This window comes from uncultured Marixanthomonas sp., from assembly GCF_963974425.1.
GTDB lineage: Bacteria > Bacteroidota > Bacteroidia > Flavobacteriales > Flavobacteriaceae > Marixanthomonas.
The window spans coordinates 49957-65770 of record NZ_CAXBCK010000003.1 but is presented as its reverse complement, the minus strand read 5'-3'; the positions used below and the strand labels follow the sequence as shown (position 1 = coordinate 65770).

The following is a 15814-nucleotide window of genomic DNA, read 5'->3' as shown; positions in this document are numbered from 1 at the left end:
AAAATTAAAGTGTTAGTTTGGCGTGAACAAAGCTACTATTTATTCCGAGAGACTGAAATTATAGATAATCTTTCCTATTTGTTTTGCAGGTGCTTTATCATCTGAATTAAATCGGGTGGCTAGGGCTGCTCGCTTAGCGGGTTCTAACAGACATTTTGAGTTGTTTGTTGTTCCGCGAACTCCCGGTGTAGCATTAATTACTTTTCCATTCCGATCTACTTCGATGCTTACTACTACTTTACCAGCTTCGTTGCATTCTTGTTCAAATTTTTTCTTGTTTAAAGCTTTACGACCTCCTAACAAGTAGTTACCATCGCCGTCAAGACCTTTTCCGGTTCCATAGTAACTTTTGGCATTAGGATCTCCATCTGGGTTTCCTTTATCTCCAGCAGTGTCGTCATTTCCTTCACTACCCTTTGCTGTACCATCGCTTTTTGGAGCATTAATCAAGTTAGACAACGCATCAGTGGTGGTTTTATCTGGCTTAGGATCTGGTTTTTTAGGTGTTTCTTTGGGTTGCTCCTTAACAGGAGTTTCTTTTTGAACTTCCTTTTTCTTTTCTTTTTTAATTACCGGTGCATCTTCAACATCCTGTGTAACCACTTCTTCCTTAATTTCAGTCTTAGGTTGTGAGGTAGGCGGTGGTGTTGTTTCTTTAGGTGCTGATTTTATAGGTTCGGTAGGCTGAATGTTTCCGCTGCCGGTTTCGGTTGTACCAAAGTTAACAGCTATACCATTTTCTGGCGGTGGATCTAAATAGGTTAACCCCACATAAAACAACAAAATAAGGATAATCACGTGTAGAATTACCGTGATAGTCATACTCTTTTTTTTATGTTTTGTGTCTAGTAAAGACATAATAGGTTAAATATTTAGTTTAGATTTTTTTTGCAGCAGGGATTGAATACGCTACCGTGTAGCGATGAAAGCCCGACCCGATTAGGGTGCTGCCCAATTTATTAATTTGGGCGTACAGCTAATACTATTTTGTAGTTGTTTTTATTTGCTAAATCCATTACAAAAACAGCATCTTCAATAGGTACGCCCTCTTCTGCTCGCAAGATAATGGTAGGTTCTTCTTGTCCTGCGAGTATGTTTTTTAGTTCTTTTTCCATTGTATACTCACTCACTCGCTCTTTATTTACATAATAAGCGCCTTCGCTTGTTATACTTACCGATGCTTTTTGTACGCTAGTTGTTTTACCGCTTGCTTTTGGTAAAATTAAATCTAACGCATCTGGAGTTATAGCGGGCGATGTTAATAGGAAAAACACCAGCAACAGAAATACAATATCTGTCATGGAGCTCATACTAAACTCGGGACTTATTTTATTTCTACCTCTTAAATTCATTATGCTGGTTCGTTTAATAGATCTAAAAAGTCTACCGCTGTGGCTTCCATTTGGTGAACTACTTTATCGGTACGCACTACTAAGTGATTGTATCCCATATAGGCAATAATACCTACAATTAAACCTGCAACGGTTGTGGTCATAGCGGTATAAATACCTTCGGCTAATGCCCCCATTTCAGCTTGCCCACTACTAGTTGCTAATTGGTGGAATGCCAAAACCATACCAATTACGGTACCTAAGAAACCAATCATTGGTGCAGCACCGGCAATTGTTGCCAAAATACTAACATTTTTTTCTAGTTTATAGACTTCTAACCGTCCGGCATTTTCAATAGCAGTGTTTATATCTTCTAACGGACTCCCTATTCGAGAAATCCCTTTTTCGGTAAGTCTTGAAACGGGACTATCTTGCTGTGCACAGAGTACTTTAGCTCCTTGAATGTTTCCACCTGCTACGTGATCCCTGATTTGGTTCATAAAATTACTGTTGATCTTTGAAGCAGCTTTGACTGCAAAAAGCCTTTCAAAGTATATATAAACAGCTACAAACAGTAGGATAAACAATACCCCAATAATAATCTGGGCTGCTAGGCCACCGTTCATTACTAGTTCAAGTACGGAAAGTGTTTTTTCGGTTGTTTCAGGGTCTGCAGCTTGTGTTGCTGCTTCTTCTGCACCTTCCTGAATTAAGAAGTTTAGCATAAATTGTTTACAGTTTTATAGGATAACGCCAAATGGCATTAGAAATTGTTACACATGATGAAATATCACTCTTTCAAATAATAAGAACACTCCTGCTCCTACTATAAAGCCTATGAAGGCTAACCAAGTGATTTTTTTAAGGTACCAGATAAAGTCGATTCGCTCCATACCCATTGCAGCTACACCAGCAGCTGAACCGATAATAAGCATACTTCCACCTGTTCCTGCCGAATAGGCTATAAAATGCCATAATACCGAATCTGTTGGAGAATCGTACATTCCCATAGATGCAGCCACTAAAGGCACATTGTCAATAATTGCAGAGAATATACCTAATAATATTACTACCACATCTTGATTAGGGATTGCCATATCTAATTGTTCTGCAGCATAGCGAAGTGTTCCTACTTGCTCTCCATTTACTGCGCCAAACACTAAGGCTTCTAGTCCTGCAACAGCCATTAATATACCTAAGAAGAATAAAATACTCGATATTTCAATTCTTGATAAAGCTTTGTGCGCTGAATACAAATGACGTCTTTCACTGCTGAAATCTTCTTCAGGATGAATATATTCTGAAACAAGCCACACTACACCTAGTGCTAACATCATCCCCATATAAGGTGGCAAATGCGTAACAGTCTTAAAAACAGGCACCGAAACAATCATCCCTAATCCTAAGAACAACATGGTTTTACTACTCAATAGACGTTCGGCAACTGTATCTTTAGTAGAATCTACTTCAATATTTCCGCGAAAGGGTTTTAAGTAACTCGCTATAAAAAAAGGAACAACAAAACAGAAGATGGAAGGCAATACTACAAACTCTATTAAACCAGCAGCAGTTACTTTATCGTCAATCCAAAGCATCGTAGTGGTAACATCCCCTATTGGAGACCAAGCACCACCAGCATTTGCAGCGATTACAACCATAGCTGCATACCACAACCTATCTTCTCTTTTATGAATTAATTTACGTAGTAATGTAACCAAAACAATAGTAGCTGTTAGGTTATCAATTATTGCTGAAAGTATAAAAGCCAATATACCAATAATCCACAGTAACTTACGTTTGCTTTTTGTTTTTACAGCGCCTTTTAATATTTCAAATCCACGGTGCAGGTCGATTATCTCGACAATGGTCATCGCACCGATAAGAAAAATTAATATTTCAGCTGTCTTTCCTAAATGATGTAGTAGCGTATTCTTAAAGCCTTCATCGGCCGCTTCTCCTCCGGTGAGATAACTAAAGGCATTATCGTGCGAATCGACCACATTGAACCAGCCACTGTGAAAGCCGACAGCAAGTACGGCCCAAATTAAAGCCGCCATAATTAAGGCGGGCACAGTTTTATCTAATTTTAAAGGATGTTCTAATGTAATGGCTAAGTAACCTATTACAAAAATTAAAATAATAATCGATTCCATTTTCTTTAAGGGTGTATATTATATCAACTGTTTTAAGGCAATTTCAAAAGCGGTTTTACTAATGTTTGTTTTTGTACTGTTATTATCAAATGTGTTCTGAATAGCATTTTTAATGGTCATAGATGTGTCATTAAAAATAGCTTCGTCTGTCATTTGTACTTTGCGTTCCATAAAGTATGCAAATACACGTGCCATCCCACAATTACTTATAAAATCGGGTATTAAACTTACCCGTTCATCTGTATATTCCATAATAGGACCGAAGAAAATTTCTTTATCCGCAAAAGGCACATTAGCCCCACAACTAATTACTTCTAGTCCACTATCGATCATTTGCGATATTTGTTCTTTGGTAATTAAACGAGAAGCGGCACAAGGAGCAAATATTTCAGCATCTAATGTCCATATCTTACTATTTATTTCTTCAAAAGAAAGCATGTTTTCTGCTACGAGAGTGTTTCCGTTTTTATTTAGAAACAACTCTTTTATCTCATCAAAAGAATATCCATCTTCATTAATAATCCCGCCTGCCCTATCAATAACACCAACCACTTTCGCTCCCATTTGAGAGAGGTAGTAAGCAGCGGCAGCTCCTACATTCCCAAAGCCTTGAACAATGGCTTTTTTCTCTTTAATATTTCCGCCGTAAATATCGTAATAATGGCGTACTGCTTCGGCCACACCATATCCAGTAACCATATCGGCTACTGTATATTTACGCATAACGTCTGGTGAATAAGTGTTGTTCTCTAAAACTTTAATTACTCCTTGGCGTAACTGACCAATTCTATTAATTTTATCAGCTTCGGAAGGGTTAAAGTGCCCCGTAAATACTCCCTCTTGCGGATGCCAAACACCACTTTCTTCAGTAATAGGAATCACTTCGTGTATTTCATCTACATTCATATCACCTCCGGTACCATAGTATGCCTTCAATAAAGGTGAAACTGCTTTGTACCAGCGCTCTAAAACACCTTTTTTACGAGGGTCTGCAGGATTAAAATTAATTCCAGATTTTGCACCTCCAATTGGTGGACCAGAAACTGTAAATTTCACTTCCATGGTTTTTGCCAGTGACAAGACCTCATTCATATCAAGACCTTCTCGCATACGTGTACCACCTCCGGCAGCACCACCTCTTAGTGAGTTGATAACGGTCCAGCCTTCGGCTTCGGTTTCGGGGTCATTCCAGTGAAAAACAATTTCGGGAGATTTATCTTCGTACTTTTTAAGTAATTGTTTCATTAAATGGTAAGTTAAGCTACAAATATAAAAAACTTAAAAACGGTTGCTCTTCTTTTTAGCTAATTTTTAGATGTTAAAAACCATTCCAGAAGAATGATCTCGTTTTGCTCCAGTCACACTTGCTAGGCAATTTATTTCATTTCTAAGTTTTAAAACTCCTAACAACCCAAAAATTAGTGCTTCTTTGTTCTCGATTAATTCTTCTGAAGGAATTATTATTTCAACATTTCTAATAGCTTGTAAACGTTCAATTAAAAAAGAATTATAAACCCCTCCCCCAGTAATTAACACTTTTTTTCCTTCGGAAAATTGACGTGCTAACTGAATAGTAATGTGCTCAACATAGGTTCGTAATATATTTCTTGACGTTTCTCCCGAAGCTTCTAAAATAGGGAATATATATGCTTGCACCCATTCTAACCCTAATGATTTAGGTGGTTTTTCATTGTAAAAATTCAAATGGTTTAACTGATTTAATAGCTGTTCATTTATTTCGCCTGAAGCTGCCATCTTTCCACCATCATCATACGGTTGTCCTAATTTTTCAGCATATAAATTCAATACAATATTCACAGCACAAATATCGTAGGCAACTCTGTTTCCGTTTTTGTGAAAAGAGCAATTTGCAAATCCGCCTAGGTTTAAACAATACTCATATTCTGGAAAAAGTAATTTATCGCCAATAGGAACCAATGGGGCGCCTTCTCCGCCTAATTTTACATCTTGCACTCGGAAATCGCAAACTACTTTTTCGTTAATTAAAGTAGCTAGCTTAGGCAAATTCCCTATCTGTAGCGTGACTCCTTTTTCAGGTTCGTGCAAAATAGTATGGCCATGGCTACAAACAGCATCGATCGCTGTAGTTTTATGTTTTGAAATAAATGCTGAAATAATTTGAGAAAGATAATCTGTATAATTTTCGTTTAAGTCCGTAAGTTTCTCTTCAGAATAATGCACCGCTTCTTGAAGTGTTTTCTTCCAAATAGTTGGATATTCAATTGTTTCAGAAGCACCTATTTTAAAACTCCACTTCTTTTCTTCTGAAATTTCAAAAAAGCATTCAGCCACATCAACTCCATCGAGAGACGTACCACTCATAACACCTAAAACGTGATAATTGGTTTTTTTCATATTGTAAAAATAACGAAATAACATCCTCTTGATACCTTTCGATAGCGGAATTAAGTTCAATAAATGACAGTAAGTTGTAAAGTTTTGGAAATTGGAACTTCAGATTTGAAATTTACTTTAATTACGGTATCTTTGCACGACTTTTAGTAATACATTTTTAAAACAAACTTATGGATTTCAGTCTTTCCGAAGAACATATCATGATACGCGATGCAGCTCGCGATTTTGCTAACAACGAATTAAAACCCGGGGTTATTGAGCGGGACAATAAACAGGAATTTCCTGCAGAACAGGTAAAGAAAATGGGGGAGCTTGGATTTCTTGGCATGATGGTAGACCCAAAGTACGGCGGTGGCGGTATGGACACCATAAGCTATGTTTTGGCTATGGAAGAACTGAGTAAAGTTGATGCTTCGTGTTCTGTAATCGTTTCAGTAAACAACTCATTGGTTTGCTGGGGACTTGAAACCTACGGAAATGAAGAACAAAAACAGAAGTACTTAACGAAGTTAGCCACTGGTGAATCCATTGGTGCATTTTGTTTAAGTGAACCTGAAGCTGGTAGTGATGCAACTTCGCAACGCACCACTGCAATTGATAAAGGCGACCATTACATTTTAAACGGAACTAAAAACTGGATTACCAACGGTGGTACAGCCGATTATTACTTGGTAATTGCTCAAACTGATAAAGAAAAAAAACATAAAGGTATTAACGCTTTTATAGTTGAAAAAAGTTGGGATGGTTTTGAAGTTGGCCCAAAAGAAGATAAATTAGGAATTCGCGGTAGTGATACACACACGTTAAACTTTAACGATGTAAAAGTGCCTAAAGAAAACCGAATTGGCGAAGATGGTTTTGGCTTTACATTCGCTATGAAAACATTAAGTGGTGGTCGTATTGGTATCGCTGCACAAGCTTTAGGAATCGCAGCAGGTGCTTACGAATTGGCTCGCGATTACTCTAAAATTAGAAAAGCATTTGGTACTGAAATTTCTAACCACCAGGCTATCGCTTTTAAATTGGCCGATATGCATACAGAGATAACTGCAGCTCGTCATTTAGTAATGAAAGCCGCTTGGGATAAAGACCAAGGCAACAATTACGATATGAGTGGTGCAATGGCTAAATTGTACGCTAGTAAAGTGGCAATGGACACTACTGTTGAAGCAGTTCAAGTTCACGGCGGGAACGGTTTTGTAAAAGAATACCATGTAGAACGTTTAATGCGTGATGCAAAAATCACACAGATTTACGAAGGAACCAGCGAAATACAGAAAATTGTTATTTCAAGAGGGTTGTTAAGAGATTAACTTCGACTCCGCTCAATCACCATAAAAACAAAAAAAACCCAGCAAATGCTGGGTTTTTTCATCTAAATATTTAATATCTACTGAAAGCTAGCTGAGCGGAGTCGAAGCTATAAAAAGAAATTCCACACCAAGCCAAAGCGAATCACCGCATCACGATATGGATAACCAGGTGCCGAAAATTGATCATTAGTACTTTTAAACAATTGGTTAAAATGTTCCCACTTAAAGTAAATACGGGTTTGCCGTATTTTTGCGCTTAGAAAAACATCTAACAATGGGAAACCACCTAATTTTTGATCATTTTGCACATAAAACTCTGCCAAAACTGGATCGTAAGCGTTCATATTATATTCAGTAAAGTATTTAAAAGTAACTCCCGTTTGTAAAAACAATGCTTTTTTAAAAAATTCATCTTGAAAATACAACGTATTTCTGGTCACAATCTGCGGAACGTTAAACACCTCTTCTCCACTCACTGCCTGTTGAAACAATACCGTATTATCCAATGCAAATTTTCCATAGCGGAGTTCTTTTTGAACTTTTACCTTTAAATAATCCACCCGATCACCAAACTGTTGCGGAGTCGGGGTTGAATCATTCTCTTTAATTGAATAATAGGTATAATCATCAATACCTGTATAACTTACTGAAGCATTTAGAAGCTTTCTTGATTGGAATTCAAATTTTAACTCTTGCCTTTTTACGTTTTCAAAACTGTTTTGCCAGTTGTAATTCACGTAATCGCTTTGATATAGTTGATATCCAAAATTAGGTGCTACCGAATGTATTGTGGCGGAAGCCTCTACTTTATTATCTTCATCAAATGAAAAAGAAGCGGCTCCTTGCAAATAATTAGCATCATAATCTCCCGAAATATTGATGGCTCCTTTCCCAGAAAGCTCAAACCCTCGGTATTGTTTTTTATATCCAGCTCCAAACTGAATTAAATTGCCTTGCAGCCTATTTGTAATACGCCCTTCATCTAAAATTAAAACCGAATTATACCCATAATTATAATCTGTATAACCCGCAAAAGCACTAATAGTCCCTAAAAGGCTATTTTCTAACCGAGCATAGCCTTGTACATTAAAATCTTCTAGGGTTGTTTTGGTTCGCAGATTAGCATTTTCATACGAATCTCCGTAGCTTTCATATGGGGCATCTTGAGTGTACAGAAATGATTTTTCTTCGTAACTAAAACGATTTCCAATTGCCAATACATTATACTTCGTACTATCTCGTTGACTAATGAGTTCATATTCGTGATCCGCGTAGAAACGCAAACCTTTCAATAAATTTTCGGCATCTTCAAAATTGACATCAATACGTCCTCGATCGTTAAATTCGGGGTCATCATTTACAAACAAGTCAATCGAATTTGCCGGCAACCCACCATTTTCTTCATTTAAAATGTCCTGGGCAGCAATATGAGCACGAACTTTATAGCGCTTACTTTTTGTAGTGTAATTAGTTGTAAAGCGGAAGTTTCCAGAGCTCGTTAAAATATTCTGGTACGTTCCCAATGACCGAACTCCTTTATACGCAATCGAAAAGTTAAACTGTTCGTTTGTATTTACTGTAAAAAAAGCGTCCAACTGCTGGCCTTGTTCAAAAGCGGTTTTAAAATATAATTCAGATAAAGGTGTTGGGACATTGTAATACTTCATATCACCTACATCCATATAATTAAAATGGTGCGATTGCGCTACAAACAATGGTTTTAAGTTCAGTTTATCAAAACTATATGCAAGAGAATTATACGGCTGCCCCACATTTGAAAAAGGCAATAGTTCAAATTGATCCCTTCGTAAATAGTTAAATTTATATTCTTTTTGAACACTCAAGCTAGTATCAACATACGTAGTATCACGATCTGCGGAAATAATCTTATACAACTCTATTGGTGGTTTTTTGGGTTCCTCAGTATTTTCTATAGGGTCCTGAGCAAACAGGCTGTTTCCAAAAGAGAGAAAGAGAAGTAGTAAAAGTAGGTTTTTCATTGATTTTTTACTTTCGAGGCAAAGGTATACTTTTGAACGGAATTCTTTATTTTAAATTTTAATGCTGAAGCTTAAAATAAACAAAAAATTAATTGAATGTGGTACCGACGAAGCCGGAAGAGGCTGTTTGGCGGGTCCTGTTACCGCTGCAGCAGTCATTTTACCGAATGATTTTAGTCACCCTTTTTTAAACGATAGCAAGCAGCTTTCAGAAAAAAAGAGGCTTCAACTCAAAGAAATTATTGAAAAAGAAGCCATTTGCTACTCTTATACCCACGTAATGATGGACGAAATAGATGAAATCAACATTTTAAATGCGTCTATTTTGGCGATGCACCGTTCTATTAAAAAATTAACGCAACAGCCTGAATTTATTGCCATAGATGGTAATCGATTTAAACCCTACGGCGAAACCCCTTTTGAATGTGTTATTAAAGGAGATGGAAAGTATTTGCACATTGCTGCGGCTTCCATTTTAGCAAAAACTGAACGAGATGCCTTTATGGCGCGTATTCACGAAGAACACCCGGAATACAAATGGAGGAAAAACAAAGGGTACCCCACTAAAGAACACCGCTCTGTCATTAAAGAATTAGGCGCAACTCCCTATCATCGTAAAAGTTTTAAACTATTGCCTGAGCAACTAAAACTAAATTTAAAAACAAAATGATTGAGTTTGTCCTCCCCTAGTTTGGGGGAAGTGCCGAAGGCGGAGGGGGACTGTTAACAACCCGTCAATAAATCGTTATCATCTTAAGGTAATCTAGACAAATTACTTGTTATTTTTGTAAGGATGGGGTACACTAAAATTTTAGCACTAGTATTTTTTGTTTTGCTTTGGGGTTGTGATCAATCCGCTACCAAAAAAGGGGAATTAATAAACTTTGTTCCGCAAAACAGCGATTTGGTTTTAAAGATTTCAAATTTTGAAACATTACAGAGCGATATAAAAAATAGCGCACTTATTTCTGAATTCAGTAAAACCAAGGCTACCACTTATTTTACTGAAGCCCACACCCTTTTTAAACACCTCAACCCAAAGAGTGAATGTTTTCTTTCTATACGTAAAAGAAACGATAGTATTACAGATTACACATTTATTGCTCGGCAAGATTCCACTTTATTCAACATTGATTCCATACAAAACCGCTCGGTTGAGACCTTAAAGCTTGATGATATTTCCTTGCAACGCATTAACATTGAAAACAAAACAGCATACTCTGCTATTCAAGACAGTGTTTTTATTGCCAGTAGTTCTCAAGAAATAATTACAGCTATTTTAAGAGGAAAAAACAAACTAGACCCTGATTTTAAAAAAGCTATTTCGGTAAAAGAAAATAGTGAGCTTACAGCGGTAATCAGCGATCCCAAGGTATTTTTAAACGATTCAACTACTGTAAACTTTGCTACAAATATAGCTTTAGACATCTCCGTTTTACCAAATGCGTTAACAGCAACCGGAGTTGCTTTAGCTCGAGACACCGTCCCACAATTATTAAAAGTATTTGAAGGGCAAGTACCGCAGCAGAACGATCTAAAACAAATTATCCCCAAAAATGCTTTATCTGCTGTATCGTATACGTATAATGATGCTGTGACTTTGTCTGAAAACTTACACCCATTTCAAACAATAACGCTTTCTGAAAATACAAACAGCATTTTAGGTTCGGTTAATGAAATAGGTGAAATTTTTCTAAAAGAAGGAAGTGCAATTGTATTAAAAAGTATTGATAGCGATATGACTAACGAAGCATTGGGACAATATCTTTCAGAAAATAACTCGTTTCGAGAAACGACCATCTACGATTTTAACCAACCCCATTTATTATATAAAACGCTCAATCCCTTAATTAGTAACACTAAATTATCACAAGCTTTTCAATTAGACGATTTTTTTGTGTTTTCAGAAAACGAAGCGATTACACAAGCCATTATTACCGCTTATAAAAATAACGATGTAGTAGAAGAAAGCTATTATTTTAAAGATGCATCCACACAATTGAGCAATGCTTCTTCTATTTTAATTTACAAAATGGGCGATAAAATTACAGACGCCATTGCACCTTATTTTTCTTCGGAAATTGCAACTATTTCCCCTTCTAATTATCCGTTGGCATTGCTTCAGTTTACGTACGATCGTGATTTTGCACACGTGAATTTGGTTTGTAAAGAAGCTTCAGAAACCAAACAGACAACAGGCACGGTTGCTGAAAAATTCAGCATTGAATTGGAGAGTACCGTTTTAGGCGACCCGCAGTTGTTTACCAATCACCGAACCAACGGAAAAGATATTATTGTTCAAGACATTCAAAATAAATTATATTTTATTTCAGAAGAAGGAAAAACACTTTGGACAAAAAAACTAAACAATCCTATTCTTGGCAAAATCCACGAAGTAGATGTGCTTAGAAACGGCAAAAAACAATTGGCTTTTGTTACTAAAAATGACTTTTATGTTTTAGACAGAACTGGAAATAATGTGTCGCCTTTTCCACTTCAATTTAAAGACGAAATAACCCAACCGCTCTCCGTTTTCGATTATGACAACAACCGGAAATACCGTTTTATCATCACCCAAGGTAAAGAGTTATTTATGTACGATAACAGTGGGAAGATTGTAAAAGGTTTCACTTTCGAAAAAGCCAAAAGTAATATTGTACTACCTCCACAGCACATTAGAATGGGTAACAAAGATTACATTGTGATTGCTGAAAAAAATGGTCATTTAAACATTTTACACCGAACTGGAAAAGTACGTGTACCCCTTTCAAAAAAGTTTGAATTTTCTGAAATACCCATTGAAGAAGAAGGAAGTAGTTTTGTTGTAATTACAAAGGACAATAATAAAATAAGTATTTCGCAAACAGGAAAAACCACTACGCAAACCCTTGATGTAAGCAACAGCTACGGTTTTGTAGTAAATGGAAATGTAAAAGCTACGATGGATGACAATTTACTGCGCATAAATGGTAAATTAACCGAATTACCGTTTGGAATTTACACACAACCTAAGATTTTTACTGTAAACCGAAATAAATATATTACCACTACTGAAACTCAAGAAAGCAAGGTGTATGTTTTTGATGCCTCGGGTGACCTTTTAAATGGTTTTCCTGTGTATGGCACCTCTCCTGCAGAAATAGGTCGCTTATCCTCAAAAAATAAAGTTGGTATCGTTATTAAAGGTTCGGAAAAAGAGATTGTTTTATATAATCTATAACCACAACTAATTGATTTTGTAACTAATTATCTTTTACAATTCCCTGTGTTAATTTTATATCCTATTCTGAATATTGTAACACACATTCGTTACAACAGTACTAATCCTATACTATAAATATGTGTAAAATTGTGTACCTTTAATTAAATAGGTCATTTTTTTACATGAATAAGTTCCTTATCCTCATCTTTTTTTGTTCTACCAATTCTTTTAAACAAGATAAGGTAAAAATCAATTTCTATAAGAGTCTCCTTTATGACTATATTTATGTTGATAAAGACTCTGAAATTTTAATATAAAAACCATTTTAAAGTATGACAACTCTCTGCCGCTGTTACCTTCTACTTTTTTTTGGCCTTACTCTTCACGCCCAAAACTCAAAAAAGATTGAAACTTTAGAAAAAGATATTTCTAAGGCTTCAACAATCGATCAAAAAATTGACTCATACGTCGCCATTTTTGAATATACTCTGAACAATTCCCCAGAAATTTTTAAAAAATATCACGATCAACTTGCCAGTTTAGAAAATAACGGTTGTGAAAAGTGTAAGGGAGTGGCCAGTTGTTATATGGGCAATTACCATAAACAAATGAATGATTATGTGAGTGCCATAGAAGCCTACAAGAAAGGCTCAAAGCACGCAAAAAAAGCCAATGATAAAGAGACTGAAGCTAGGTGCTATGCCTATATATCTGAACGCTATCTGGTGCTTAGAAATTTTGAAAAAGCCAAGTATTACGCCCACAAAATTATAGATGAAAATGTGAAAGGCACAGTAAGCAAAAATTTATTGAGTGCACACTTTATTCTTGGTTCTATTCACAACACTATGGGATTTACAGATCTTTCGGTCAAGGAATATGCGATAACGGACTCTCTGGCAGATTTGTTACCAATTAAAATTTCTGGGTTTTACAAAGGGGCAGTTAATAATAACTTGGCAAAGTTGTTCAGGGAAATAAAAGATTACGATAAGAGCCAGGAGTATTTGATTGAAGCTAAAAAAGGATTTGCTAAAATAAATGACACCTTTAATGTCATGTCTGTCAATTTCCATTATGGTATTTTACAAACAGACCGAGGCAACTACCAAGAAGCGTTAGATACTATCCCCACGATTCAAAGTTATTTCAAAAAAAATAACTTTGGCTATGATGAAGCTGTTGCAAATTTATACTTGGGTATTTCGAGCAATGGAGTAAAAAAGTACAAGGATGCACTTAAATACCTTAAGGATGCACAAGCTCTTTTTAGTAAGGTAGGAGATACGCTTACCATGGCCGAAACATACTATTATGCTGGCGAGAGCTACATGGGATTGGGAGATTATCGTTCAGCCAAAGTTAAATTAGACAGTGCCTTATATTTTGCGAACTATATGAACGTAAAACCTGTACAGATTGCCGTTTTGCATAATTTATCACGTTACGGTCAAGAGACCGAAAATTATAAAGCAGCTTTCACTTATGAAAAAATCAGGGACTCCTTAAATAATGCGTTTCAAGAAGATCTTAACAAAAAGAACACGCAAGCACTTGAGATCAGTTTTCAGACAAAAAAGAAAGAACAGGAAATAAACTTGTTAACTTCTAATAATCAATTAATAGAAGAACGAAGGAAAAATGAACGCACATTATTACTTGGAGGCTTACTTCTGTTATTTATTGCCGGTCTGTTTTTATTCTTTCAATACAGAAACCGCCAAAAAACAAACAAAAAGCTGGAAGAACTGGACACTGTAAAATCCACTTTTTTAGCCAACATCTCACACGAGTTCCGTACACCGCTAAGTTTAATAAAAGGTCCTATTGTAGATCAACTGGAACTAAAAACGCTACCTAAAAATCAACGTAGTAACCTTTTGGCTGCAGAACGCAACACCAATAAATTAGAATCATTAATTGAACAACTTTTGGCACTATCTAAATTGGAAAGTGGGACTATCAATCTGCAGGTTCAACCTGGCAACCTCTCTTCTTTTATTGCCGCACAGATAGAGGTGTTCAATTATATGTTTTCAGAAAAGAAACTTGAAACCAACATACGTCTTTCAGCAGAAAACACCACAGATTGGTTTGACCGTGATTTGGTTGAAAAAGTGATGTCAAACTTATTGGGCAACGCCATAAAATACACACCAGAAAAGGGAGAAATAATTCTTATCGGTGAAAGAGTCAAAAATACTTACAAGCTATCGGTTAAAAATAGCGGCGTTTTTTTAAGTACAGAACAACAAAAGAATATCTTCCAACGGTTTTACCAAACCGACCCAAAAAACCCAGGTACAGGCATAGGTTTAGCGCTAACAAAAGAGCTTATCGAACTCCATAAAGGAACCATTAAGGTAAAAAGTGAAGAAAATGATTATACCGAATTTATCATTTCTATCCCCATCACTATAGATTCTTACACAGAAGCAGAGAAACTTGTAGAAGAATTGCAAAAACCTATCTCTGAAAACATAATTATACAAGAATTGGACACCGAAACCACTATTACAACTGATGAAGACGCCCCAATTTTATTAATTGTGGATGATAGCCAAGAAATAAGGGACTATGTCGCTTCGATTTTTGAAAAAGAATACTTGATTTTTAAAGCCAGAAACGGAAAAGAAGGTTTTGAAATTGCAAAATCTGAAATTCCGGATATTATTATAAGTGATGTACTAATGCCCACTGAAGATGGTTTTAAACTTACTAAAAATATAAAAGAAGATCCGCTCACTTCGCACATTCCTGTTATTTTATTAACAGCTAAAAATAAAATGGCAGACAAATTAGAAGCAATGGGTCTTGGAGCCGATGCATACATAACAAAACCCTTTAGTTCAAAATTGGTCAAGGCTACAGCGGCCAACCTTATCGAGACCCGCCGAAAACTACAACAGCGTTTTGCAAAAGAAGTGATCCTAACCCCAAAGGAATTAGCTGTCTCTTCTGCTGACGAGCAGTTTTTAGAGCGTTTGCAGCTAATCATGGACAAACATTTGACCAACCCAGAACTCACAGTCGATCTTTTTAGCAATGAAATGAACGTAAGCCGTATGCAACTTCACAGAAAACTTAAGGCCTTGACCGGATATTCAACCACAGAATTTTTGCGGACACAACGTTTAAAATTAGCTGCTCAATTGCTAAAAGGTGGCAAGATTTCAGTTTCAGAAGTAGGATATACAGTTGGGTTTAACGACATCTCCTATTTCGGAAAATGTTTTAAAAAGGAGTTTGGCTGTGCCCCTTCCGATTTCGCTACTGAATAAGCACCTTCCATTAACAATAAAGTTGGCTTGGTTACATACATACTAACTTTTATTACATATACCCTTACCCTCGTTACATATACACCCCTTTTTGTTACATACCTACCAATCAGCTTTTTGTATATATAATAGTTTTACTATGTGAAATAATTCACTAC

11 protein-coding genes are annotated in these 15814 nt (G+C 36.2%); 4 read left to right on the top strand and 7 right to left on the bottom strand.

Translation table 11 applies throughout. The annotated features are described in order from the left end of the window. Positions 1-39: 39 nt before the first annotated feature. The 6 genes from AACZ92_RS01435 to AACZ92_RS01410 all read right to left on the bottom strand — a co-directional run bounded on the left by AACZ92_RS01435 (position 40) and on the right by AACZ92_RS01410 (position 5860). The gene (locus AACZ92_RS01435; protein ID WP_339696151.1) at positions 40-858 is read right to left on the bottom strand and encodes an energy transducer TonB; all 819 of its coding nucleotides are present in this window, start codon (positions 856-858) and stop codon (positions 40-42) included. Between the two features lie 101 nt (positions 859-959). Further along, positions 960-1352, bottom strand: a complete 393-nt coding sequence (locus AACZ92_RS01430) for a biopolymer transporter ExbD (protein WP_339696148.1) — start codon at positions 1350-1352, stop codon at positions 960-962. Next, positions 1352-2056: a MotA/TolQ/ExbB proton channel family protein gene (locus tag AACZ92_RS01425; RefSeq protein WP_339696145.1), complete on the bottom strand. Its 705-nt coding sequence runs from the start codon at positions 2054-2056 to the stop codon at positions 1352-1354. The genes AACZ92_RS01430 and AACZ92_RS01425 overlap by 1 nt, the downstream gene beginning before the upstream one ends. 48 nt (positions 2057-2104) lie before the next feature. After that, complete coding sequence (gene nhaD, locus AACZ92_RS01420; protein WP_339696142.1) at positions 2105-3484, bottom strand: sodium:proton antiporter NhaD; 1380 nt, start codon at positions 3482-3484, stop codon at positions 2105-2107. A gap of 18 nt (positions 3485-3502) precedes the next feature. Further along, positions 3503-4729 (bottom strand): Glu/Leu/Phe/Val dehydrogenase dimerization domain-containing protein, encoded by a 1227-nt coding sequence (locus tag AACZ92_RS01415; protein WP_339696139.1) that lies wholly within the window; start codon positions 4727-4729, stop codon positions 3503-3505. Positions 4730-4795: 66 nt separating this feature from the next. Then, complete coding sequence (locus tag AACZ92_RS01410) at positions 4796-5860, bottom strand: anhydro-N-acetylmuramic acid kinase (RefSeq protein ID WP_339696136.1); 1065 nt, start codon at positions 5858-5860, stop codon at positions 4796-4798. Between the two features lie 170 nt (positions 5861-6030). On the opposite strand from AACZ92_RS01410, the gene AACZ92_RS01405 reads away from it, so the two are divergent. Beyond that, positions 6031-7173, top strand: a complete 1143-nt coding sequence (locus tag AACZ92_RS01405) for an acyl-CoA dehydrogenase (protein ID WP_339696133.1) — start codon at positions 6031-6033, stop codon at positions 7171-7173. A 107-nt stretch (positions 7174-7280) separates the two neighbouring features. On the opposite strand, the gene AACZ92_RS01400 is transcribed toward AACZ92_RS01405, so the two are convergent. After that, complete coding sequence (locus AACZ92_RS01400) at positions 7281-9173, bottom strand: putative porin (protein ID WP_339696130.1); 1893 nt, start codon at positions 9171-9173, stop codon at positions 7281-7283. 61 nt (positions 9174-9234) lie between these two features. Between AACZ92_RS01400 and AACZ92_RS01395 the strand changes: the two genes are divergently transcribed. From AACZ92_RS01395 to AACZ92_RS01385, 3 genes are all read left to right on the top strand, one after another. Next, positions 9235-9843, top strand: a complete 609-nt coding sequence (locus AACZ92_RS01395) for a ribonuclease HII (protein WP_339696127.1) — start codon at positions 9235-9237, stop codon at positions 9841-9843. 123 nt (positions 9844-9966) lie between these two features. Then, on the top strand, positions 9967-12393 hold the full coding sequence (locus tag AACZ92_RS01390; protein ID WP_339696124.1) for a hypothetical protein: 2427 nt from the start codon (positions 9967-9969) through the stop codon (positions 12391-12393). 314 nt (positions 12394-12707) lie between these two features. Further along, entirely contained in the window at positions 12708-15656 is a 2949-nt protein-coding gene (locus AACZ92_RS01385) for a response regulator (RefSeq protein ID WP_339696121.1), read from the top strand. Positions 15657-15814 lie beyond the last annotated feature (158 nt).